Here is a 22,459-nt window from a genome sequence, read left to right as displayed (position 1 = left end):
CCATGGATAGTATGGAAACAAAAAAGAAATTAACCACTATTTTAATACATGTCATACTGATCATTGTGTCCATTACGATGCTTGTGCCATTTATCTGGATGATCCTGACAGCTTTTAAATCTGTAACTGAAGCAACATCTGTAGATCCTTTCACCATTTTCCCGAAAATATGGAGAAAAGACGCATTTATTTCTGTTATCAATAACATGAACTTCCTGCTTCTGTACAAGAATACACTGCTTCTGATCTTCTTCCGAGTAGTGTGTGCGGTTCTTACAGCAACTATGGCAGGCTATGCATTTGGACGACTGAACTTCAAGGGCCGTGATCTCTGCTTCAGTCTTGTACTGTTCCAGATGATGGTTCCGGTACAGATCTTCATCATCCCGCAGTACCTGATGGTCAGCAAGATGGGTATGCTGAATACAATCTTTGCCCTTGTATTCCCAGGTATTGTTACTGCATTCGGTACTTTCCTTCTGAGACAGGGATATATGGGACTGCCGAAGGATCTGGAGGAGGCTGCCAGACTTGACGGATGTAACATCGGTCAGACCTTCCTTTACATCATGGCACCACTTACAAGATCCAGTATGGTCGCACTTGGAATTTTCACAGCTGTATTCGCATTCAAAGACCTGATGTGGCCGATGATCGTTAATACAGATAAGGATATGCTGGTACTTTCTTCCGCACTTGCAAAGATGCAGGGCCAGTACGTATCCAAATTCCCGGAACTGATGGCTGCATCTCTGATCGCCTGCATTCCGATGATCGTGATCTACATGATCTTCCAGAAACAGTTTATCGAAGGTATTGCTACCAGCGGTGGAAAACTGTAATCACAAATATTACATAAGGTAATACAAGACCGCTGACAATGTATATAACTGAGGATTTGGTTATTAAGGTTGTCAGCGGTATTTTTATCGAAGCAAATGCAAAAATGCACAGCTATTTGATGATTCTTAAGGAAAGAGGCGGATATTTTTATCCGCAGTAAACGAAAAAAGGAGAAAATTATGCCGATCAAATTTCACGAGGGATCAAAGACATTCCACATTTATAACAAACATTTAAGCTACATCACCTGTATCATGGAAAATGGCCAGATGGAGAATCTGTACTATGGAAAAGCCATCCGCGATAAAGAGGATTTCAGTTATCTTCATGAAGAGATCATGCGTTCCCTGATGGCTGTATGCGTTCCGGAGCCAGGACTTCTTTCCATGCAGTATACCAAACAGGAGTATCCTGTTTACGGAACCGGTGATTACAGAAACCCTGCCCTTACTGTTCGTCAGGAGAACGGAAGCGAGATCGTAGATTTCAAATATGTTTCTCATGAGATCTATGGTGGCAAGAAGAAGCTTGCCGGACTTCCGGCAACATACACAGAGAACGAGGAAGAGGCGACATCTCTGGACATTACACTTCATGATCCTGTGATGGACACAGACCTTGTTCTTACATATTCCGTATATGAGGATTACCCGGTGATCACCAGAAGCGCACGCCTTGTTCAGAAAGGGGATCAGAAGATCCGCCTTGAGAACGTGATGAGTGCAGCAGTGGAGTTCCCGGATATGGATTATGAGATGATCCATCTTTCCGGTGCGTGGGCACGTGAGCGCTATGTAAAAACACGTAAACTTGAGATGGGTACACAGGCTGTACAGAGTCTTGCAGGAACCGGTTCCAGCTCTGAGCAGAATCCGTTTATCGCACTGAAGCGTCCTCATACAACAGAAGACACAGGCGAGGTTTTCGGCTTCAGCTTTGTGTACAGCGGCAACTTCCTTGCACAGGTCGAGGTTTCCACCTACGAGATGACACGAGTTATGATGGGAATCAATCCACAGGGATTTTCCTGGGAGCTTTCCAGAGATGAGGAATTCCAGACTCCGGAGGTTGTTATGGTATACAGTGATAAGGGCTTAAACGGAATGAGCCAGGCTTACCACAGACTGTACCGTGACCGTCTGATGCGTGGAAAATGGAGAAATCATGCACGCCCGATCCTCCTCAATAACTGGGAAGCAACCTATTTTGATTTTGATGAGGAAAAAATCCTCAATATTGCAAAAAAAGCCAAAGAGGTTGGGGTAGAGCTTTTCGTTCTGGATGACGGATGGTTCGGAACCAGAAACGATGATTACCAGGGGCTTGGCGACTGGTTCGTAAATAAGAATAAGCTTCCGAACGGAATTTCCGGACTTTCCCATAAGATCGAGGAGATGGGCCTGAAATTCGGTCTCTGGGTAGAGCTTGAGATGGTAAACAAGAACAGTGACTGCTACAGAGCACATCCGGACTGGCTCATCGGAGCACCGGACCGTTTTGAGTCTCACTCAAGACATCAGCACGTTCTTGATTTTTCCAGACCTGAGGTTGTGGATTTCATTTATGATTCCATCTCCAAGGTTATTGAGGAATCTTCCATTTCCTACATTAAATGGGATATGAACCGTTACATGTCCGAGCCTTTCAGCCGCGGCGCATCCGCAGCAGATCAGGGCAAGACCATGCATAAATATATCCTTGGTGTTTATGAGCTGTATACAAGACTGACAGAGAGATTCCCTGACATCCTCTTTGAATCCTGCGCAAGCGGCGGAGCAAGATTTGATCCTGGAATGATGTATTTTGCACCGCAGACATGGACCAGTGATGATACCGATGCAGCAGAGAGAGAAAAGATCCAGTACGGTACCTCCTTTGTTTATCCGATCGTCAGCATGGGATCTCATGTATCAGCAGTACCGAATCATCAGCTGCACCGTACCACACCGCTTTCCACAAGAGCAAATGTGGCATATTTTGGAACCTTTGGCTATGAACTGGATCTGAATCTTTTAAGTGCGGAAGAGATCGAAGAGGTAAAGGCACAGGTGGAATTCATGAAGGAACACCGTGACCTGATCCAGGTTGATGGCGATTTCTACCGTATCTTAAGCCCGTTCGAAGGAAATGATACCGCATGGATGGTTGTTTCCAGAGACAAAAAACAGGCAGTTGCCGGATACTATGAGAGACTGAACAAGGTCAATGCTTCCTGGATGCGTCTGCGCTTCAAAGGTCTTGACGAGGATCAGCTTTACAAAGTAAAATGGGAAGATAAGTGCCTGAAAGCTTACGGAAATGAGCTGATGTATGCAGGAATCCCGGTTGACCGTGACTACTGTAACAAGACAAACGGTGATTTCCATTCTGTATTGTATACAATTGAAGCAGAGGGCTGATTTCTGTAAATGATAGAATAAAAACTGTCTGCAGAAAGACATCCGCCTGACCAGAAATATAACAGGCCGCCGGATATGGCGGCCTGTTATTGGGTAGCGAAGCAGCTCACAGGCGGAAACATAATATATGACATCAGGGAGGTGACAAGTTGCTTCATACAGTTGGTTTTACAAATTCAGACAGATATAAATGTCTGGAGAATTTAAAGAAAGGTGCGGTGGATCTCTGTCTTACCTACTGTGGGTGGGAAAGGTGCGATCCGGGACATCGTTTTGGACCAAATAAAAGGATTTCCCATGTGCTTCATATCGTGGAATCCGGAACCGGGGTTTTTGAGATGGATGGACAGCAGTATCATCTGACCGGCGGGGAGGCATTTCTGATCCCATCCAGTGTGGAGGCCTGGTATGAGGCAGACATGGATAATCCCTGGACGTACCGCTGGGTAGGATTTGAGGGAATGACAGCAGAGGAAGTGATCCATGCAAGCGGTTTCAGCCGGGAAAATCCGGTCCGAAGGATCCACTGCATGGAAAATGCTGCGAAGTATATTGATGCAATGGTCCAGACCAACAAGCTTGTTTTTGAAAATGAGCTGAAACGGAACGGACTTCTGATGCTCCTTTTGTCTGATCTGATCGTAGATAACCGGGATGCATGTCTGAGAGAAGGCAAGCTTCTTCCGTCCCACAGATATCCCAATTCCGTTTATGTGGAGCATGCAGTAGATTACATTGCAGCCAACTTTGACAAGAGGCTAAAGATCAATGAGCTGGCAGACCGTATTGGAGTCAACCGGAGCTATCTTACCAGCTCGTTTAAAAAAAGCCTCGGATGTTCGCCGCAGGAATATCTTATGAATCTCCGTATCGAGAAGGCGAAAACTCTTCTGAAAAACGGAGATATTCAGGTCAGTGAAGTAGCTGCAAGAGTAGGGTATGGAGATCCGCTGGCTTTTTCAAAGGTATTCAAGGCAAGAACAGGAAGAAGTCCGAGAGAATACAAGGAAGAAAAGAGAAGACTTGTAGTGAAGAGGAAGAAGGGCGATTATACGGAATCTGAGTCCTGATCCGTGTCAGTACCTTTTGTTACCCGCTGCTCTTTGCAATAAAAAAATAACAGCTCTCTGTCCGACTCAGGATGTATGATCCTGGTGCTGGACAGGGAGTTTTTTGCATTATGGAAAATTACTATACGATATTCTGAAAACATATTCCATGCAACAAAACAACAATTATTAACATCAAAGTACATATTTTAAACAAGTTTCCGGTAGTATGATAAGATCACAAAGAAAACGAAGCGGGACTGCACCGCAGAAATAGCAGAAAATCAGGAATTTCAAAGAAAAATATAAGAATTCCGGATAAGAGATCCAATAAAGGAAACAGGAGGAACGAACATGATCAAAATTACATTCATGGGAGCTGGAAGCACGGTTTTCGCAAGAAATGTACTTGGCGACTGTATGTGCACACCGGCACTTCGCGAGAGCGAGATCGCACTTTATGATATCGACGAGAAGAGACTGGAGGATTCCAGGATTATTTTAAGTGCCATCAACCACAACGTAAACGAGGACCGCGCAGTGATCAAAACCTATCTTGGTGCCGAGAACCGTAAAGATGCACTTCGTGACGCAGATTTCGTAGTTAACGCCATTCAGGTAGGCGGTTATGAGCCATGTACAGTAACAGACTTTGAGATCCCGAAGAAATATGGCATCAAACAGACCATCGCAGATACTCTGGGAATCGGCGGAATCATGCGTGCACTTCGTACCATTCCGGTTCTGGAAGAGTTTGCCCGCGACATGGAAGAGGTCTGCCCGAACACTCTGTTCCTGAACTATTCCAACCCTATGGCAATGCTTACCGGCTATATGCAGCGTTTCACAAAGATCCGCACCGTAGGTCTCTGCCACAGCGTTCAAGTCTGCTCCCAGAAACTTCTTGAGGGAATGGGAATGGAAGACAAGCTTGAGGGACGTACCGAGCTGATCGCAGGTATCAACCACATGGCATGGCTTCTTGAAATCCATGACAAAGACGGAAACGACCTGTACCCGGAGATCCGCAGAATCGCCGAGGAGAAGAATACCTCCGGCGAGAAGCATGAGGATATGGTACGTTACGAGTACATCCGTCATCTTGGATACTACTGCACAGAGTCCAGTGAGCACAATGCAGAGTACAATCCGTTTTTCATTAAATCCAGATATCCGGAGATGATCGAGGAGTTCAATATTCCGCTTGACGAATATCCGAGAAGATGTATCAAACAGATCGAGGGCTGGGAAAAAGAGCGCGAGGATATTCTGAAAGATGGCAAGATCGGCCATGAGAGAAGCAAAGAGTATGCTTCCTACATCATGGAGGCTGTTGTTACAAACACACCATACAAGATCGGTGGAAATGTTCTTAACAACGGTTACATCGACAATCTTCCGCCGGATGCCTGCGTAGAGGTTCCATGCTATATCGACGGAACTGGTGTACATCCAGTAAAAGTCGGCAAGCTTCCTACACAGCTGGCAGCTATGAACTCATCCAACATCAGCCCGCAGCTCCTTGCTATTGAGGCAGCAGTGACCAAAGATCGCCAGAAGATCTATCAGGCAGCCATGATGGACCCACATACAGGTGCAGAGTTGAACATCAAAGACATCCAGGCTATGTGCGATGAGCTGATCGAGGCACATGGGGATTATATGAAGATGTACCGCTAAGGCAGGAAATGATCGGAAGGTAGCAAAAATTTTGAAATAAATATGCAAGGCAGCATATAAAGGCCTGAACACCAAAATGGGGAAGGTGTTCAGGCCTTTTTGGATAGTTGGTATTATGGAAAGCAGCCATATCCGTGTATGACATGTTGCGATAACATGAGAAACGTAGCCGTAACAGAGGACAATAAGGTTGCGGCTCAGATGAAATTCGGATGAGAGATGCTTATCCGGTTAATGAGATCGCAGAATATGTTCAGGATGTAAGAAAGGGAGATATTGATGTTCTGGTAGAAGAATATTATAATAAGTATGAAATGATTCTGGATGGACGTGACCCTGAGGGATTTAAGCAGCATATAGCAGTCCATGAATGTATTTCAGCAAATAATACGGGAGGTTTTTTACAATGGGAGTTAATGAGGCAAAAACAGCCATTCTTGAGAACCGTACAGCTCTTGGTATTGAGTTTGGTTCCACAAGGATCAAGGCAGTTCTGGTAGACGATAAAAATCAGCCCATCGCATCCGGTGCCTATGAATGGGAAAACCAGTATGTAGATGGTATCTGGACATACAGCCTGGAGGAGATCTGGAAAGGTCTCCAGGGCAGCTATCAGGATATGGCAAAAGATGTCCAGGAGAAATATGGCGTGGAGCTCACAAGTGTAGGTGCATTTGGCGTCAGCGCCATGATGCATGGATATATGCCGTTTAACAAAGCGGGAGAACTGATGGTTCCTTTCCGCACCTGGAGAAACAATATCACAGGTGAGGCATCTGAGAAACTTGGAGAACTTTTCCATTATAATATTCCTCAGAGATGGAGCATCGCACACTTGTATCAGGCAATTCTTAACGGTGAGGAGCATGTAAAAGACATCGATTACATCACCACTCTGGAAGCCTATGTGCACTGGAAACTCACCGGAAAAAGAGTTCTTGGTATCGGCGATGCGGCAGGTATGTTCCCGATCGACAGCGAGACAAAGGACTATAACGAAGAGATGGTGCAGAAGTTTGATGAGCTGGTTGCATCTTATGGATTCCCATGGAAACTCCGTAACATTATGCCGGAAGTCATGGTTGCAGGTCAGGATGCCGGAGTTCTTACTGAGGAAGGCGCAAAACTTCTGGATGTAAGCGGAAAGCTGAAAGCCGGAATTCCGATGTGTCCGCCTGAGGGAGACGCAGGAACCGGTATGGTTGCCACAAACAGTGTCCGTCAGCGTACCGGAAATGTTTCTGCAGGAACATCCGTATTTGCCATGATTGTCCTGGAAAAGGCTCTTTCCAAACCGTACAAAGAGATTGATATGGTCACCACTCCGGCAGGAGATCCGGTTGCCATGGCACATTCCAACAACTGTACTTCTGATCTGAACGCATGGGTAAATGTGTTTAAGGAATTTGCAGAAGCTATGGGTATGGAAGTGGATATGAACAAACTGTTCGGAACTCTTTATAACAAAGCCCTGGAAGGCGATTCGGACTGTGGCGGACTTCTTTCCTACTGCTATTTCTCCGGTGAGCATATGACTGGTTTTGAAGAGGGACGTCCACTGTTTGTACGTTCTCCTGAGAGCAAATTTACATTGGCAAACTTTATGAGAAACAATCTTTACACCTGCCTTGGTGCCATGCGTGTAGGTCTGGATATCCTTCTCAATCAGGAGCATGTAAAGATTGATAAGCTTCTGGGACACGGCGGCCTCTTTAAGACAAAGGGTGTTGGCCAGCAGATCCTTGCAGATGCGGTAAATGCGCCGGTATCCGTAATGTCCACAGCAGGAGAAGGCGGAGCCTGGGGAATCGCACTTCTGGCTTCTTATATGATCAACAAAAAAGACGGCGAAGACCTTGCGGATTTCCTGGATGAAAATGTCTTCAAAGGAAACGAAGGCAGCACACTGGCACCGGAAGCAGAAGGTGTGAAGGGATTTGATGCGTTTATGGACCGGTATATGAAAGGCCTTGGCATTGAGCGTGCGGCTGTAGAATCCAGGATCTGGTAAAGAGCAGAACGGATTGAAATATAAATCTTTGATTTACAGGAATAATGAAAAATGAAATCAGAGGAATGTAAATGAAACAGACAGATCATGAGAAGAGACCTGCTCCAGGCCAGATCGTACATGTCGTGATCGATCGTCCGATGAATACTTACCATCCGGAGCACAAGGATCTTTTCTATCCGGTAAATTATGGATACATAGAAGGGATCATTGCTCCGGATGGCGAGGAACAGGATGTATATGTTCTGGGCGTGGATTACCCGATAAAGGAATTTACAGGTAAAATCATCGCTGTTATCCACCGTCTTAATGATGTGGAAGATAAATGGGTGGCAGTACCGGAAAACATGACTATGACGGCAAAGGAAATCATGGCTCAGGTAAGCTTTCAGGAACAGTATTTTAAGACAGAGATAGAGATGATTGAATAAAAGGCAGCAAGTGACATTAAATAAGGAGAAAACATCACAATGGAAAAATCAACAGTTTATTTTACAGATTTTCGTTGTCCTGTAGGAACCAGCCAGCTTGATAAGCTGAAAAAACTCTGTGTTGCTGCCGGAATCAGAGACATTGACATGGACGGAAAATTTGTAGCCATTAAGATGCATTTCGGTGAGCTGGGAAACCTGGCATTTCTTCGCCCGAACTATGCAAAAATTGTGGCAGATCTCTGCAAAGAACAGGGCGGGCTGCCATTCCTGACAGACTGCAACACTCTTTATCCGGGAAGCAGAAAGAATGCGCTGGAGCATCTGGACTGTGCAAACCTCAATGGTTTTAATACAATTACTACAGGCTGCCAGATCATTATTGGAGATGGACTTCGAGGAACAGATGAGATAGAGGTTCCGGTAGTAAACGGAGAATACTGCAAAACTGCGCTGATCGGACATGCGATCATGGATGCGGATATTTTTATCAGTCTCAGTCACTTTAAAGGGCATGAGTCAACAGGATTCGGCGGTGCACTGAAGAACATCGGTATGGGCTGCGGAAGCCGTGCAGGAAAGATGCAGCAGCATGCCAGCGGTAAACCTGCCATCAACGAAGAAGTCTGTCGTGGATGCAAACGCTGCGCGAAAGAATGTGGAAGTGATGCCATTACTTATGTAAACAAAAAAGCAGTTATTGATTATGATAAATGCAAGGGCTGTGGCCGCTGTATCGGAGCCTGCAGTTTTGATGCTGTTTACAATCCGAATAGCAGTGCTAATGAAATGCTTGACCGTAAGATGGCTGAGTATGCACAGGCTGTCTGTCATGGCCGTCCACATTTTCATATTGCACTGGTACAGGATATCAGCCCGAACTGCGACTGCCACGGGGAGAACGATGCGCCGATCCTTCCGGATATCGGAATGTTCGCAAGCTTTGACCCGGTAGCTCTGGATCAGGCATGTGCAGATGCCTGTCTCAAGGCAACGCCGATCGAAAACAGCCAGCTTGGAGAGCATCTGGCAGAACCAGGATGGCACTGCCATCACGACCATTTCAAAGACTCCAACCCGAATGTAGAATGGAAAGCAACTCTGGACCAGGCAGAAAAGATCGGCCTGGGAACAAGAGAGTATGAGCTGAAAAAGATTAAATGATAAATTTTCTTGGCGGTTGATATACTTACAGGGGGAAAAGATGTTTACATTATTTAACACCGAAAGTCTCTGGATAGGCACAGATCTGAAAAAATTCAATGAAATTCGGGACATTCTGGACAGGGAAGGAATTTGCTATAAGTATAAAGTAAGCGATCAGTTAGGCCTGTGGATGGGAAAGGGTACTGTTCGTGGAAACTTTGGAAGCATCGGCAATTCACCAGATCAGTTCAAGCAGTACGAAATTCTGGTAGAAAAGAAACAACTGGAAAATGCCAGAATGGTGATACGGAAATAATTATATTTTATACAGAAAACAGGAGCACATGGAAGACATGTAACTGCTCCTGTTTTGTGTTGAAAAAGTATCTCCGGAAACCATTCAGAAATGGCTGGAGAAGAAATAAATTTACGGAAATGCTATAGCAGCTATTAAAATTCATAGTAACTTGTATCTCGTACCCATCTTTTATATAATATTTCCAATAATAAAAAAGGAGATGTTATCATGGAAGGGGAAGAACTGAAAGACAAGATACGGGAGAAGGCGTTTGACCTTGGAATCAATCTGGTGAGATCCTGCTCTGTGACGAAATGGGAGGAAATTCCGATCCAGGAGCCGGAATTCTGGCCACAGAATATCTGGCCCTGGGTAAAAAATGTGATCGTGCTTGGAATTCCGTTATATTCACCCATGATGAGTACCACGCCATCCATGGTCTATCAGGAGCTTTACGATACCAGCAACCGGGTGCTGGATGATATGGCATATCGTCTGACGAATTATATTGTGAACAGGCTGGGATATAAGGCCATCTTTTTCCCAAGGGATTGTTATTATAACATTGATGTGCTGGTAGATAATCCTAATGCAGCATTTTCTCATGTGATGGCAGGATATTATGCAGGAATGGGAACTATCGGTGACAGCCATAATCTGATCACAAAGGAATTTGGCCCGAGACTGCGTATCGTCTCCGTTCTTACAGATGCCCCACTCCCTGCAGATCCCATGCTGGAAAAAGATCTCTGCATTCACTGCAGGAAATGCCTGAAAAATTGTCCATCCCATTGTTTCAAGGAAAGTGAAAGCGGTGTATATGATATGGATAAAGTGGCCTGCACGAAATATCATGTAAAGATCCGGGATGAACATCACTGGCCCTGTGGTGTCTGCGCCAATATCTGTCCTGTTGGCGAAGACAGGAAAATGTATCGTGGAACGGAAGTGATAACAGAAGAGGGAATCCGTCATTGTCAGTCCTTCGGTTCCTGATGTGATCAGCGAAAAATTTATTGAAAATATTTCTCCTTAATGGTATCATGAGACCGAAAAACACAGAAAAATACAGAAAAATCAGACTGTCGAGCGAGTATATATGCTCTGCAACAGGTTACAGCCAGTCGGACAGTGAAAGAGCAGCAGGTGGCTAACTGCAGAAATTCGCTGTGATATACAGGAGGAGAAAAACAATGAAATTAACCATGCTTGGAACAGGTAACGCACTGGTAACAGAGTGCTACAATACATGTTTCGTGCTCAGCGATGAGTACGGTCATTTTCTGGTTGACGGAGGCGGCGGAAATACTGTGCTTTCCCAGCTGAAGAAAGCAGGTGTTGATCTGATGGACGTCCATGAGATCTTTGTTACACATAAGCACGTAGACCATATTATGGGAATCGTGTGGGTGATCCGTATCATCTGCCAGAACATGAAAAAAGGTACTTATCAGGGAGAGGCGAATATCTATGCTCACGATGAAGTGATCGGACTTCTGAAAGACATGGCATTTAAGCTTCTGAATAAGAAAGAGACACAGTACATCGGCGACAGACTTCACCTGATCGAAGTAAAAGATGGTGAGGAGAAAACCATCCTCAATAAGAAAGTAACTTTCTTTGATATCGGCTCCACCAAGGCAAAACAGTTCGGTTTCCAGATGATCTACGATGGTGGAAAGGTACTTACCTGCTGTGGCGACGAGCCATACAACGAGTGCGAGGAGAAATATGCGAAGGGCAGCGACTGGATGTTCCACGAAGCATTCTGTCTGTACGGCCAGCGTGATATTTTCAATCCATATGAGAAACATCACTCTACAGTCAAGGATGCCAGTGAGCTGGCTGAGAATCTTGGTGTTAAAAATCTTGTTCTGTACCACACAGAGGACAAGAACATCAAGAAACGTAAAGAGCTCTACGGAGCAGAAGGCAGAGAGTATTATCACGGAAATCTGTTTATTCCGGATGATCTTGATGTGATCGAGATGTGATAACTGTGAAAAAGAAGGACCGGAAGCGGGGCGTATGCTGCGTTTCCGGTCTTATTTTATATCATAAAAAATTATTTTGAAATGTTCCAATTTTATAGTATATCCATCAGAAAGAAAATGCTTGTATGGCAAAAAGGTATCGTTTACAATAATACACACATAGTATTGAGAGATCATGCTGATCAGACCAGATTTGAAAATTATAGACCCAGATCTGACACAAATAATATTTTACAAATTACGAGGTGAAAAATATGCCAGCAACAGACAACATCACACTTGAAGAAAAATACAGAAAACTCCAGGAAATCCTCCGCTCTCTGGGAAGCGTAGCCGTAGCATTTTCCGGCGGCGTAGATTCTACCTTTCTTCTGAAAGCTGCCCAGGAAACACTTGGCGACAAGGCCATGGCCATTACCGCATGTCCCTGCTCCTTTACTGACAGAGAGCTGAAAGAAACAGAGGATTTTTGCCAGGAAAATCATATCCGACAGGAGATCTGTAAGATCAACGAATTCGACATTCCAGGCTTCCGCCAGAACCCTCCGGATCGTTGTTATATCTGCAAAAAAGCCATCTTCACCAAACTCTGGGAAGCAGCAAAAGCGCATCATATGAACATGATCGTGGAAGGTTCCAACATGGATGACCTTGGTGATTACCGCCCGGGAAAAAGAGCCATCCAGGAGCTTGGGGTCCGCAGTCCTCTCCAGGAATCCGGTCTCTATAAAGAAGAGATCCGTGAGCTGTCAAAGGATATGAACCTTCCGACCTGGAACAAGCCATCCTTTGCCTGCCTTGCTTCCAGATTTGTATATGGCGAGACCATCACGGAAGAAAAACTTCATATGGTAGACCAGGCCGAGCAGTTTCTCATGGATCTGGGCTTCCATCAGTTCCGCGTCCGCATCCACGGTACCATGGCCAGGATCGAGGTTCCTGCCGAAGATATCCTGAAAATCGCAGACAATGAAACAAGAACAAAGATCACAGAGAAATTCCGAGCCCTGGGCTTCTCCTATGTAACCCTGGATCTTCAGGGCTTCCGCTCCGGAAGTATGAATGAGACACTGGGAAAATAATGTTCGAGTATGTTTACAGCTCTTTCTTATTATCAGCGCCGGGAGTTGCTACGATCACTCTTTCCGGAGTGATCACAAGTGCTCCTTTGGCTGTTGTAGCTCCTTTGAACATGGTTTCTACCATAGTTTTGAATGTATCAACGATGGTGCCGCCGGTGATATATTCGGCAGTTCCTTTGACCTGATAGCCTTCCAGAGACTCTGCGTTATATGCGGAAATGGCAATTTTTCCGCCATTTGCAGCGATATTTTTGAGAGTTGTGTCAAGAAATACGTCCCCCACAACAAGCTTGCCGTCATCCGTAATATCTTTAAATGCAACCGGTACGACGTTTGGGTCATTGTCTGCACATGTGGCAAGATCCCACATGCTGTTTTTTAAAACTTTTGCTACGTTTTCTGTAATAGCCATGATAAATTCCTCCTTTGTGAATGGTTCGCGGCGAATAAATTATGGGATTACAGGATTGCCGCGATACTGACTCTCCTGAGATGGAGCAGCAAGGGAAGTAACGGTCAGCTGCTCCATCCAGAAGAGACAGGTAATATGTAAGGCGTTCATTTTCGTGAACTGAGGCTTATTATAGGCAGAAAACTTAAAAGGTGGAAGATATAAACCATTTTATGAGTCACTCATAAATTTAGTAGTTACTTGAAGAAAAATTCATGTGGAGATACAATAATTATCGACATATGACGGAAATAAATGGAGGAAAAGATGGCACGACCAAGAAGGTGCAGAAGAATCTGTATGGAACCGGATTACGACAGCTTCCGGCCGGAAGGAATACTGACAGGAGAAAAGATTAACATGACGTTGGATGAATATGAGGCAATACGTCTGATCGATCTGGAAAAATGTACCCATGAGCAGTGTTCCAGACAGATGGGAATTTCCAGAACAACGGTCACAGAGATCTACGAATCCGCCAGGTATAAACTTGCCGACAGCCTGATAAATGGAAAGATCCTGTGTATTTCCGGCGGAAGATATCAGATCTGTGATGGTACGGAAATGTTCTGCTGTGGTAAAAAGTGTAAAAAAGGTACTCCTGCCGTCGGGACAACAGAGATTCAGAGAAAAGGAGAAAATGATATGAGAATCGGAGTCACATACGAGAACGGAATAGTTTTTCAACACTTTGGACACACAGAGCAGTTTAAGATTTATGATGTGGAGAACGGAGAGATCAGAGAGACACAGATCGTGGATACCAATGGTCAGGGTCATGGAGCACTGGCAGCGTTTCTGACACAGGCGGGAGTGGATATACTGATCTGCGGTGGAATTGGCGGTGGAGCAAAAACAGCACTTGCAGAAGCCAGAATTAAATTATTCGGTGGTGTAAGCGGAGAAGCAGATAAAGTTGTGGAGGCTTTTATTGCAGGAAAAATCGTTTACAATCCGGATGTACAGTGCACAAAACATGAGCATGAGCATTCTTGCGGCGGACACACCTGCGGGGAAGACAAACATGGCTGTGCGGGAAATCACTAAGTGAATGCAAACATCGGTTTTATAACAGTACAAAAAAGTAACCTCGAAAAAAGGTTACTTTTTTTGTACGATCTGCATGGGAACGCCATCCTCCATAACGTGGAATCCATGTCTTTCATAAAATGGAGCATTTTTACTTTCTGCTGGCATGACTTCCAGGTAAAAGAAATCTTTATATTTTTCTTTGATCAGCTCCAGCATTTTTCCGGCGATGCCCTGTCCCTGATAGTTTGGATGGACCAGAACGTAATGGATCTGAGCCAGCATTTCCGTGTCATCCAGAACCCGGATCAGGCCAACCAGACGAGTGTCATCCCAGGCAGTAAGAACTGTGGAAGAGTGCATAAGTGCTTTGTACAGCTGGTCCGGGTATTGTCCGGAAATCCAGTTGACGGAAAGAAACAGTTCCTGTACCTGTTCTTTGGTAAAGATTTTGTCTTCTGTAAATTTCAGCATGAATTTCTCCTTTTTTATCAGTTATGATAATCACATTTCTGGCATTGGGACATCTGATTTTCTGACGGTTCTTTGTAATAGATTCCGGACCACTGGCAGATGCTCTGGAGAATAGGAACGACGGATTTTCCCTTTTCAGTAAGAGAATATTCCACTCTGGGAGGAATCTCATCGTACTGCTTCCGGTTTACGATCCCGTCCCGGATCAGTTCTTTCAGAGTTGTGGCAAGTACAGCGTCTGTGATGTTGCACATTTCTTTTCGGATCATACTGTAGCGGAGGAATTCCTTATCTGCAAGCACACAGATGATACGGGATTTCCATTTTCCACCGAAAACATCCAGCCCGTATTCCAGGGGACAGCGGATGTCTTTTTCCAGTTTTGGTTTATACATATATAGTCAGCTCCTTTTTATGTAGAAATAGAAAGAGAAATTTTCAATATCAGATTATACAGAAGATACTTGTACATAACAAGTTACTATGAAATTTATTAGTATGTTCGGAGCATGTCCAGAGAAGAAAAAATTCCGGCAGGAATATATAACAATAAAAGAAAAGCTCCGGAGAACCAGACGCTGAACATAGCAGCTATCTGGCTCTCCGGAGCTTATTATCTCATGATTTATCTTACATATAATCCTTCAGTACATTATGATCCCGCAGCACTTTCTCAACTACAGTACCCTTTACAACATTGAGAAGAGGTTTCTTCAGCGCATTCAGCGGTCCGGGCAGCTGGATCTCCAGCGGGGATTTGCCATCCATCAGCCTGACACTGCTGTCCAGAAGCTCACGGATATCATAAACGCTTCCCCACACTTCCGGAACACCACGATCTACACCAAAAAGTCCATATACAGCTTCCATTGCGGTACGTACGGAATACTCTGTTGTGAATATGGTATCACGTGGAGTCTCTGCAAACTGGCCCAGGAATGCGAAGTTTACGCATCCATCCGGGATAACATCCGGTCGGTCACCTTTGGTACGGGGCATGAAGAATGCGGTGATATACGGCATCATGGTCGGAACACAGACAGCGCTGTTTTCGGCCATATCGTCGATCTGATCTACCGGAACACCCAGGTGGTACAGCCACTCAGCGGTGATTTCCTTACCGGTACAATCTTTCATCGGTTTTTTGATATAATCACCGGGAACATCGGTGAACAGTCCGTATACCCATACGCAGACTTTCTTCGGATCCTGCTCCTTGAACTGTCCCTGACGGTTGATGGTCCAGCTTAAGAGCCATTTGGAATCCTGGCAGCTTACGATACCGCCGGTAACAACCTTGCCAGAACGCGGGTCACGCTGGCAGATATTGGTGATATACGGGATGATGCGGTCATCCAGAGTCGTGATGGTAGCAGATTCCCAGTTTGTTTTGGAAATATCAGAGCAGAATTTTTCCGGATGTCCGAAGGACGGATCCTGGGCTGCGATATTTTTCCACAGGGACCATACGCCGCTGGTGCGGACTTCTGCGTCACCGTTTGGAGCATGATTCTGGTCGCCATAGATGGTGCCTTCTGTACAGCTTCCGTTTGTGACAAAAACATAATCATTTTCAGTAAGAAGAATGCCCTGTTCCACACCTTTTACCTTACATTCAATGGCGGAGGCGATCTTTTTGCCATCCTTGAAATCAAAGATCACGTTTGTGACCTCGGTATTAAACTGGAAGTCAACACCTGCATCCTCCAGATATTTTTTCATAGGAAGGATCAGGGATTCATACTGATTGTACTTGGTGAACTTCAGGGCACTGAAATCCGGAAGTCCTGCAATGTGATGGATGAAACGCTGGAAGTAAAGCTTCATCTCCAGAGCACTGTGCCAGTTCTCAAATGCGAACATGGTCCTCCAGTACAGCCAGAAAGTGGAATCAAACACTTCATCATCGAAAACATCCTCGATAGTTTTGTCGTAAAGATCCTCATCCTTTGTCATAAACAGCTTCATGATTTCCATGCAGCCCTTCTGGCTTAAGTTAAATTTTCCGTCGGTATGAGCGTCCTGCCCACGGTTAACGGTTGCACGGCACAGAGAATAATTGGGGTCATGTTTATTCAGCCAGTAAAATTCATCCAGAACAGAAGCGCCTGGTTTTTCGAGGGAAGGAATGCTGTGGAAAAGATCCCAGAGACATTCGAAATGATTTTCCATCTCACGGCCGCCACGCATGATATAACCTCTGGACGGATCAAAAATTCCATCGCAGGCACCGCCGGCAATATCCATGGCTTCCAGGATATGGATATGATCCCCAGGCATCTGTGCGTCTCTTACCAGGAAGCATGCAGCAGCCAGGGAAGCAAGACCGCTTCCTACGATGTAGGCATGCTTGTCGTCCACACCCTCCGGCTTTTCCGGACGGGCAAAGGCTTCGTAGTTACCGTTGGAATAATAGATCCCTTTGCTGTTTTTGTCATGCTTTCCACGTTCTGTGTTGCGGTAATTTTCGGTAGCTTCCTTTACATGTAAAGTTTCCTCTTCATTGATCTCTTTTGTTTTTTTCATCAGCATGGCTGCGCCGGCTCCGGCTGCCGCAAGTGCTGCAAGTCCCATGAATCCTTTTTTATCTGACATATGACATCCACCTTTCGTAAATGAGATACCTGTTTGTATCGGATCAATTGTTCTGTGTTGCTGTTGAGGCTATGATAGCCCATCCGGAAAAAAGATTCTATTTACAAAACACCGAAAGTGTTCAGTTTTTTATCATTATGTCTGTTTTGATAAGTTTTTATTCTGTATGCATTTCTGCTGTTTTGTTTCTGGCGGCAAAATTGTGGATGGCGTTGTCGATGCTTCCGTATAGTGCAGTTGCGGTATCATCCGCGATCCCGCGATAATCTTCACGCATGCCATTTTTGATCCAGTCCAGCATGATCCCTACAAAGCTGTATTTATACAGATCTGCGATAAAAATTTTCTGTTCATCCGAGATGGGGATGTCTTTTGATTTTTCTGTTACCACGCCCATAAGAAGATCGTAGGTAAGCTGGAACAGATAATTTTCGATCTGTTCCCGTCCCACACAGCGGTATACATTTAAGATAAACGGCTTGTTTTCCATCACGGCATCAAAGATCTGCAGAAGCCCTTCATGCCAGGTGGAAGAGGTTTTTTTGCCCTGAAGGGCAATTCTGGCATCTTCCAGACAGCACCACTCCACAAGATCATAGATATCCTTGAAATGATAGTAAAAAGTCATGCGGCTGATCCCGCAGTCTGTAGTCAGGTCGTTGATGGTGATCTTATTTAAAGGCTTCTTAAGAAGCAGATGCTTCAGGGATTCTTCCAGGGCAAGTTTGGTTGCATTTGTCATAAGCAGTGTCTCCTTTGGTGAGTTTATGGTTATTAATATAACATGAAAATGCACAGATAATCCATGCACAACAGTGACTTTTCTGTGAAAATATGATAAACTAGACCCGAAAATGCTTTACGGACAGAATGGAGTGCATTATGAAAAAGAAATCAGCGTGTATTCTGCTGGTATTTGCTGCTGTGATAATACTTACTTATATGACAGGAGAATCTTATTACAGAAGTGTCAGTGAAAAAGCAGGGTTAGACAGAGAAGAAGAGAAAATATATAAATATCAGTATGATATGATCGTGGACAGCCCGGCTTCCCAGTTCTGGCAGGCTGTATACGACAGTGCGAAGAAAACGGCAGCTCAGAATAATGTACTGCTTGAGATCATGGGACCGGACAGAGAAACAGCCTATGATAAACTTGATTATATGAATATGAGCATTGCGGCTAAAGCGGATGGCATCATCCTGCAGTATAACGGAGAAGCCGGCCTGGAAGAAGCGATCAATACTGCAGTGAGCAATGGGATACCGGTGGTTACAGTCATGAGTGATGCGGTGCACAGCCGCCGCCAGAGCTTTGTGGGAGTCAGTGATTATCAGTTTGGTATGGCCTACGGAGAAATTGTTGCTAGATATGTGGACGAAAATACGAAGAAGATCCTGATCCTGCAGAAACGGGATATTGATGATATGAACGAAAGTCAGATATACACGCAGATCAGCAATGCAGTGAAGGTGGCAGCAGGTTCTGAGGATATTGAGATCAAGGGAAGGAATCTTCTGTCAACAGGAACCTTTGAAACAGAGGAGGCAGTTACTGATATTTTTCAGCAGAAGCGGAATATTCCGGATATCCTTGTGTGTATGGATGAGGAGACAACGGAGTGTGCAAGACAGGCGATTCTGGATTTCAACCTTGCAGGAAAAGTGAAGATCATTGGTTATTATACATCTGAGGATATTCTGGCGGCAGTTGAAAAAGGTGTTATCTCAGTTACCTGTGATGTGGACACGACCCAGCTGGGACAGTACAGTGTGGAGGCAGTTACCAGCTATATAAAAGATGGAAGAACCAATTCTTTCTATAACGTAGACATTAATTTTCTTGACAGAACAGCAGTGGAGAAGATGAGGAGGGAGGCAGTCACAGATGAAAAAGATCCGTTGGAGTGACCTTTCTCTTGTAAGCAAGATCATGATCGAGGTTGGCGTGCTGGCGGTTTTACTGTTCAGCATCAACATGCTGTTTTATGCGCGGATCAACAACTCCATGCAGGAGATGGATGACGTGTATGCCAGCAATGCCCAGATCACAGAGCTTGGGCAGGTTTTTGACGATGTGCAGGACAGTATGTACCAGTATCTGAAGGTAAAAAGCTCCCAGGCACTGATGGATTATTATCAGAATGAGGCGAAATACAGGCAGGAGCTGGAGAAGTTAAATGAACGGAATATTGATGATTCCGTGAAACTTCTGGAGAAGAAGATACGTAAGATGTCGGAATCATATCTTTCCTGTACCGCAGGAACTGTAGCTGCCAAGAGAGGCAGGAATGTGGAGAAATATAAGCAGGAATATGATAAAAGCCTGGAGCTTTACAGTTATATCCAGAGTTCTATGGATGAGCTGAACAAGCAGCTTTTTAAAGAAAATTCCCAGACCTATGCAGCTCTCCGGGCGGTTATGAGATATCTGGAGATCAGTAATATGGTGATCATGCTTATGGTGGTGATCTGTGGAATGGTCCTTCTGATTATAGCAACAAGGGAGATGTTCCTGCCGCTGACCAATATGGCCGAAACTGCACAGCTGGTAGGTCAGGGGAATTTTAATGTAAAGATGCCCCCTGCAGATTCCAGGGATGAGCTTGGAACGGTAACAAGAGCCTTTAATACCATGGTGGATAATCTTGGCCTTTACATTGCCAGGACAAAGGCCGGCATGGAAAAAGAACAGCAGATGATAGAGCGGGAACTTTTGATGGAAACACATCTCAAGGAGGCACAGCTTAAGTATCTCCAGTCTCAGATCAACCCGCATTTTCTTTTTAATTCCTTGAATGCAGGAGTACAGCTTGCAATGATGGAGGATGCAGAAAAAACCAGCATCTTTGTGGAAAAGATGGCAGATTTTTTTCGCTACAATGTAAAGAAGGGTGAGGAAGATGCCACACTGGAGGAAGAACTGGAGGCTGTGGACAATTACATTTATATTCTGAATGTACGGTTTGCCGGGGACATCCATTTTTCAAAAAAAGTGGAATGTGATGTGGAAAATGTACGTGTTCCCAGTATGATCCTGCAGCCTGTTGTGGAAAACGCAGTCAATCATGGAATCAGGAATATAGATTGGGAAGGACATATTGATCTCAGTGTGGAGAGATGGAACGACCATATTGAGATCAGTGTTCGGGATAACGGACTGGGCATGACCGGAGAACAGATAGAAAGAGTACTGTCAAAAAAAGTCCACAGCAGTTCAGGTGAGGGTGATTCCACGGGAATCGGAATGAATAATGTGATCAGCCGTCTGGAACTGTATTATGAGCGGGACGGATTAATGGAAATATACAGTGAAGGTGAAGGAATGGGAACAGAGGTAGTGATCAACATTCCTCTGGAGAGGAGCGAAAAAAATGTACAGAATCCTGATTGCTGATGATGAAGGGATCATGCTGGAATCCCTGAAAAGTATCATAAGTTCCAACTATGGAAATGAATGTGAGATCCATACAGCCAAGACAGGCCGTGTGGTTGTGGAGGAGGCGGAGAAATATCCGCCGGATATCTGCTTTATGGACATTCAGATGCCGGGCTTAAGTGGAATCCAGGCAATCCGGGAAATTCAGAAATTTAACAGGTCTGTGGTCTTTGTGATCATTACAGCCTATGATAAATTTAATTATGCCAAGGAAGCGGTAAATCTTGGAGTTATGGAATTTCTTACCAAGCCGGTAAACAAAAAGCTGATTCTGGAAACATGCTCCAAAGCTATGGAAAAGGTAGATTCCACAAGACAGAAGCGAAGCGACGATCTCCGTATCCGTGAAAAGCTGGAGACGGTTGTGCCTATGATCGAGAGCGGATATATCAATAATATTCTTTTGCAGGATGATTTTCAGACATATCAGGATAATTACAGGGAGCTTCTGGATATCCGGGAAGAATACGGATATATGATCGTGGCAGAATTCGGGGATTCCACAGAAAATGGAGTGCTCACAAATGCAGTGGGAGCCAGTGTGAAAGCCAATAAATTTTATTCCACATTCAGGGAGATCGCCCAGGGATTTTTCGAATGTCTGGTAGGTCCCATCATGGGAAACCGTATTGTGATCCTTGTTCCGTGCCGGAATCCCAGGGAGTCCTATGAGGAGCGCGTGGAAGTGGTAATAAGGACCAGAAACATGGTACATAAGCTGGAAAGCAGGATTGACAGCAAATTCCGCTGTGGTATCGGCCGGGTGAAGGAACTGGGAAGCACCATGAAAGAATCTTTCAAGGAGGCGATGATCGCACTTCGGGAAAGTACCAGCCATGTGATCCATATCGAGGATGTTCCGGCAGCGCGGAAATACGACGGGGAGTATCCAAGAGACCTGGAGCGCCGCTATGAAAACCGAGTGATCGACAAGGATGTGGCAGGAGCCTTAAACTGCGCGGAAGAATTTTTCCGGTGGATGGAGAACCAGCCGGGAGTCAGTATGGAGGATATGCAGATCAAGGTGCTGGAACTTGTGATGGGAGTGGAAAAAAAGGCCTTTTTTGCCGGAACCGTGAAATATGCCATCAGCTACCGCAGAAATTATATTCATGAACTTCAGGCGTGTACAGATATGGAAGGCATGAAAAAATGGTTTTTGGACAAAACCTCGGAGATCTGCAGTAACATGGAAAGTGCAAGGGAAAAAGAGGCAGTATCCATCATCGAAAAAGCAAAGTCCTATATCCGGGACAATTACAAAAAAGATATCTCGCTGGATGAAGTATCGCGGGAAGTGGATATCAGTCCCTATTATTTCAGCAAGCTCTTCAAGCAGGAGACAGGAGGAAACTTTATTGAGTACCTTACAGAGATCCGGCTTCGGAATGCAAGGGAACTTCTCAAGGATTCCGGGCTTTCCATCAAGGAGATCTGCGCGGAATCCGGATACAGTGATCCAAATTATTTCAGCAGGATATTCAAAAAATATGAAGGTGTGACACCAAGTGAATTCAGGGAGAGGTTGAGGTAAGACA

20 protein-coding genes and 1 pseudogene are annotated in these 22,459 nt (G+C 44.9%); 16 read left to right on the top strand and 5 right to left on the bottom strand.

Going from position 1 to position 22,459, the window contains the following annotated elements; translation table 11 throughout:
* The first annotated feature begins 2 nt into the window (after positions 1 to 2).
* The 12 genes and pseudogenes from KQI39_RS05030 (at position 3) to larE (ending at position 12,933) form a co-directional block, all read left to right on the top strand.
* Positions 3 to 842 carry a carbohydrate ABC transporter permease gene (locus KQI39_RS05030; protein WP_092070262.1) on the top strand — a complete coding sequence of 280 codons (840 nt, stop codon included), beginning with the start codon at positions 3 to 5 and terminating at the stop codon, positions 840 to 842.
* A gap of 180 nt (positions 843 to 1,022) precedes the next feature.
* A complete protein-coding gene (locus tag KQI39_RS05025) occupies positions 1,023 to 3,242 on the top strand; it encodes an alpha-galactosidase (protein ID WP_216416993.1) in 2,220 nt (739 codons plus the stop codon).
* A 149-nt stretch (positions 3,243 to 3,391) separates the two neighbouring features.
* Complete coding sequence (locus tag KQI39_RS05020; protein WP_216416991.1) at positions 3,392 to 4,312, top strand: AraC family transcriptional regulator; 921 nt, start codon at positions 3,392 to 3,394, stop codon at positions 4,310 to 4,312.
* A 333-nt stretch (positions 4,313 to 4,645) separates the two neighbouring features.
* Entirely contained in the window at positions 4,646 to 5,971 is a 1,326-nt protein-coding gene (locus KQI39_RS05015) for an alpha-glucosidase/alpha-galactosidase (protein ID WP_216416989.1), read from the top strand.
* 106 nt (positions 5,972 to 6,077) lie between these two features.
* Positions 6,078 to 6,348: pseudogene (locus KQI39_RS17845) on the top strand (L-arabinose isomerase family protein); the annotation flags it as partial.
* Between the two features lie 29 nt (positions 6,349 to 6,377).
* A complete protein-coding gene (locus tag KQI39_RS05005) occupies positions 6,378 to 7,982 on the top strand; it encodes a xylulokinase (RefSeq protein ID WP_216416987.1) in 1,605 nt (534 codons plus the stop codon).
* 71 nt (positions 7,983 to 8,053) lie between these two features.
* Positions 8,054 to 8,413 (top strand): inorganic diphosphatase, encoded by a 360-nt coding sequence (locus KQI39_RS05000; RefSeq protein ID WP_253293073.1) that lies wholly within the window; start codon positions 8,054 to 8,056, stop codon positions 8,411 to 8,413.
* Positions 8,414 to 8,452: 39 nt separating this feature from the next.
* Positions 8,453 to 9,577, top strand: coding sequence for a DUF362 domain-containing protein (locus KQI39_RS04995; protein ID WP_216416985.1), 1,125 nt, complete (start codon positions 8,453 to 8,455; stop codon positions 9,575 to 9,577).
* 40 nt (positions 9,578 to 9,617) lie between these two features.
* The gene (locus tag KQI39_RS04990) at positions 9,618 to 9,875 is read left to right on the top strand and encodes a hypothetical protein (RefSeq protein WP_021976655.1); all 258 of its coding nucleotides are present in this window, start codon (positions 9,618 to 9,620) and stop codon (positions 9,873 to 9,875) included.
* Between the two features lie 210 nt (positions 9,876 to 10,085).
* Positions 10,086 to 10,853: an epoxyqueuosine reductase gene (locus KQI39_RS04985; RefSeq protein WP_216416983.1), complete on the top strand. Its 768-nt coding sequence runs from the start codon at positions 10,086 to 10,088 to the stop codon at positions 10,851 to 10,853.
* Between the two features lie 197 nt (positions 10,854 to 11,050).
* Positions 11,051 to 11,851 (top strand): MBL fold metallo-hydrolase, encoded by an 801-nt coding sequence (locus tag KQI39_RS04980; protein ID WP_216416981.1) that lies wholly within the window; start codon positions 11,051 to 11,053, stop codon positions 11,849 to 11,851.
* 254 nt (positions 11,852 to 12,105) lie between these two features.
* Positions 12,106 to 12,933, top strand: coding sequence for an ATP-dependent sacrificial sulfur transferase LarE (gene larE, locus KQI39_RS04975; RefSeq protein ID WP_216416978.1), 828 nt, complete (start codon positions 12,106 to 12,108; stop codon positions 12,931 to 12,933).
* Between the two features lie 13 nt (positions 12,934 to 12,946).
* Here larE and KQI39_RS04970 read toward each other — a convergent pair whose 3' ends face one another.
* The gene (locus KQI39_RS04970) at positions 12,947 to 13,345 is read right to left on the bottom strand and encodes a pyridoxamine 5'-phosphate oxidase family protein (protein ID WP_253293072.1); all 399 of its coding nucleotides are present in this window, start codon (positions 13,343 to 13,345) and stop codon (positions 12,947 to 12,949) included.
* 306 nt (positions 13,346 to 13,651) lie between these two features.
* Between KQI39_RS04970 and KQI39_RS04965 the strand changes: the two genes are divergently transcribed.
* Positions 13,652 to 14,431, top strand: a complete 780-nt coding sequence (locus tag KQI39_RS04965; protein WP_216416976.1) for a DUF134 domain-containing protein — start codon at positions 13,652 to 13,654, stop codon at positions 14,429 to 14,431.
* Positions 14,432 to 14,485: 54 nt separating this feature from the next.
* On the opposite strand, the gene KQI39_RS04960 is transcribed toward KQI39_RS04965, so the two are convergent.
* The 4 genes from KQI39_RS04960 to KQI39_RS04945 all read right to left on the bottom strand — a co-directional run bounded on the left by KQI39_RS04960 (position 14,486) and on the right by KQI39_RS04945 (position 18,224).
* Positions 14,486 to 14,887 carry a GNAT family N-acetyltransferase gene (locus KQI39_RS04960; RefSeq protein ID WP_216416975.1) on the bottom strand — a complete coding sequence of 134 codons (402 nt, stop codon included), beginning with the start codon at positions 14,885 to 14,887 and terminating at the stop codon, positions 14,486 to 14,488.
* A 17-nt stretch (positions 14,888 to 14,904) separates the two neighbouring features.
* The gene (locus KQI39_RS04955) at positions 14,905 to 15,282 is read right to left on the bottom strand and encodes a winged helix-turn-helix transcriptional regulator (protein WP_216416973.1); all 378 of its coding nucleotides are present in this window, start codon (positions 15,280 to 15,282) and stop codon (positions 14,905 to 14,907) included.
* A gap of 235 nt (positions 15,283 to 15,517) precedes the next feature.
* Positions 15,518 to 17,482 carry an oleate hydratase gene (locus tag KQI39_RS04950; protein WP_216416970.1) on the bottom strand — a complete coding sequence of 655 codons (1,965 nt, stop codon included), beginning with the start codon at positions 17,480 to 17,482 and terminating at the stop codon, positions 15,518 to 15,520.
* Positions 17,483 to 17,639: 157 nt separating this feature from the next.
* Complete coding sequence (locus KQI39_RS04945; protein WP_216416968.1) at positions 17,640 to 18,224, bottom strand: TetR/AcrR family transcriptional regulator; 585 nt, start codon at positions 18,222 to 18,224, stop codon at positions 17,640 to 17,642.
* Positions 18,225 to 18,364: 140 nt separating this feature from the next.
* On the opposite strand from KQI39_RS04945, the gene KQI39_RS04940 reads away from it, so the two are divergent.
* The 3 genes from KQI39_RS04940 to KQI39_RS04930 are packed head-to-tail and all read left to right on the top strand — an operon-like array spanning position 18,365 to position 22,455.
* Positions 18,365 to 19,393 (top strand): sugar ABC transporter substrate-binding protein, encoded by a 1,029-nt coding sequence (locus tag KQI39_RS04940; RefSeq protein WP_216416966.1) that lies wholly within the window; start codon positions 18,365 to 18,367, stop codon positions 19,391 to 19,393.
* Positions 19,371 to 20,879, top strand: a complete 1,509-nt coding sequence (locus KQI39_RS04935) for a sensor histidine kinase (protein WP_216416964.1) — start codon at positions 19,371 to 19,373, stop codon at positions 20,877 to 20,879. Before KQI39_RS04940 ends, KQI39_RS04935 begins: the two co-directional genes overlap by 23 nt.
* The gene (locus KQI39_RS04930) at positions 20,857 to 22,455 is read left to right on the top strand and encodes a response regulator transcription factor (protein WP_216416963.1); all 1,599 of its coding nucleotides are present in this window, start codon (positions 20,857 to 20,859) and stop codon (positions 22,453 to 22,455) included. Before KQI39_RS04935 ends, KQI39_RS04930 begins: the two co-directional genes overlap by 23 nt.
* Positions 22,456 to 22,459 lie beyond the last annotated feature (4 nt).

Origin of the sequence: Blautia sp. MSJ-36 (assembly GCF_018917985.1) — a bacterium.
Lineage (GTDB): Bacteria > Bacillota > Clostridia > Lachnospirales > Lachnospiraceae > Blautia_A.
Note: the sequence above shows the minus strand (reverse complement) of the source record. Positions and strands in the feature narration are given on the sequence as shown.

Coding starts and splice junctions, on each gene's coding strand:
- KQI39_RS04960 (WP_216416975.1), bottom strand. CDS start 14,887: ATGCTGAAATTTACAGAAGACAAAATCTTTACCAAAGAACAGGTACAG.
- KQI39_RS04935 (WP_216416964.1), top strand. CDS start 19,371: ATGAAAAAGATCCGTTGGAGTGACCTTTCTCTTGTAAGCAAGATCATG.
- KQI39_RS05005 (WP_216416987.1), top strand. CDS start 6,378: ATGGGAGTTAATGAGGCAAAAACAGCCATTCTTGAGAACCGTACAGCT.
- KQI39_RS05025 (WP_216416993.1), top strand. CDS start 1,023: ATGCCGATCAAATTTCACGAGGGATCAAAGACATTCCACATTTATAAC.
- KQI39_RS04980 (WP_216416981.1), top strand. CDS start 11,051: ATGAAATTAACCATGCTTGGAACAGGTAACGCACTGGTAACAGAGTGC.
- KQI39_RS04985 (WP_216416983.1), top strand. CDS start 10,086: ATGGAAGGGGAAGAACTGAAAGACAAGATACGGGAGAAGGCGTTTGAC.
- KQI39_RS04965 (WP_216416976.1), top strand. CDS start 13,652: ATGGCACGACCAAGAAGGTGCAGAAGAATCTGTATGGAACCGGATTAC.
- KQI39_RS04990 (WP_021976655.1), top strand. CDS start 9,618: ATGTTTACATTATTTAACACCGAAAGTCTCTGGATAGGCACAGATCTG.
- KQI39_RS04955 (WP_216416973.1), bottom strand. CDS start 15,282: ATGTATAAACCAAAACTGGAAAAAGACATCCGCTGTCCCCTGGAATAC.
- KQI39_RS04970 (WP_253293072.1), bottom strand. CDS start 13,345: ATGGCTATTACAGAAAACGTAGCAAAAGTTTTAAAAAACAGCATGTGG.
- KQI39_RS04945 (WP_216416968.1), bottom strand. CDS start 18,224: ATGACAAATGCAACCAAACTTGCCCTGGAAGAATCCCTGAAGCATCTG.
- KQI39_RS05000 (WP_253293073.1), top strand. CDS start 8,054: ATGAAACAGACAGATCATGAGAAGAGACCTGCTCCAGGCCAGATCGTA.
- KQI39_RS04930 (WP_216416963.1), top strand. CDS start 20,857: ATGTACAGAATCCTGATTGCTGATGATGAAGGGATCATGCTGGAATCC.
- larE (WP_216416978.1), top strand. CDS start 12,106: ATGCCAGCAACAGACAACATCACACTTGAAGAAAAATACAGAAAACTC.
- KQI39_RS05030 (WP_092070262.1), top strand. CDS start 3: ATGGATAGTATGGAAACAAAAAAGAAATTAACCACTATTTTAATACAT.
- KQI39_RS05015 (WP_216416989.1), top strand. CDS start 4,646: ATGATCAAAATTACATTCATGGGAGCTGGAAGCACGGTTTTCGCAAGA.
- KQI39_RS04950 (WP_216416970.1), bottom strand. CDS start 17,482: ATGTCAGATAAAAAAGGATTCATGGGACTTGCAGCACTTGCGGCAGCC.
- KQI39_RS04940 (WP_216416966.1), top strand. CDS start 18,365: ATGAAAAAGAAATCAGCGTGTATTCTGCTGGTATTTGCTGCTGTGATA.
- KQI39_RS04995 (WP_216416985.1), top strand. CDS start 8,453: ATGGAAAAATCAACAGTTTATTTTACAGATTTTCGTTGTCCTGTAGGA.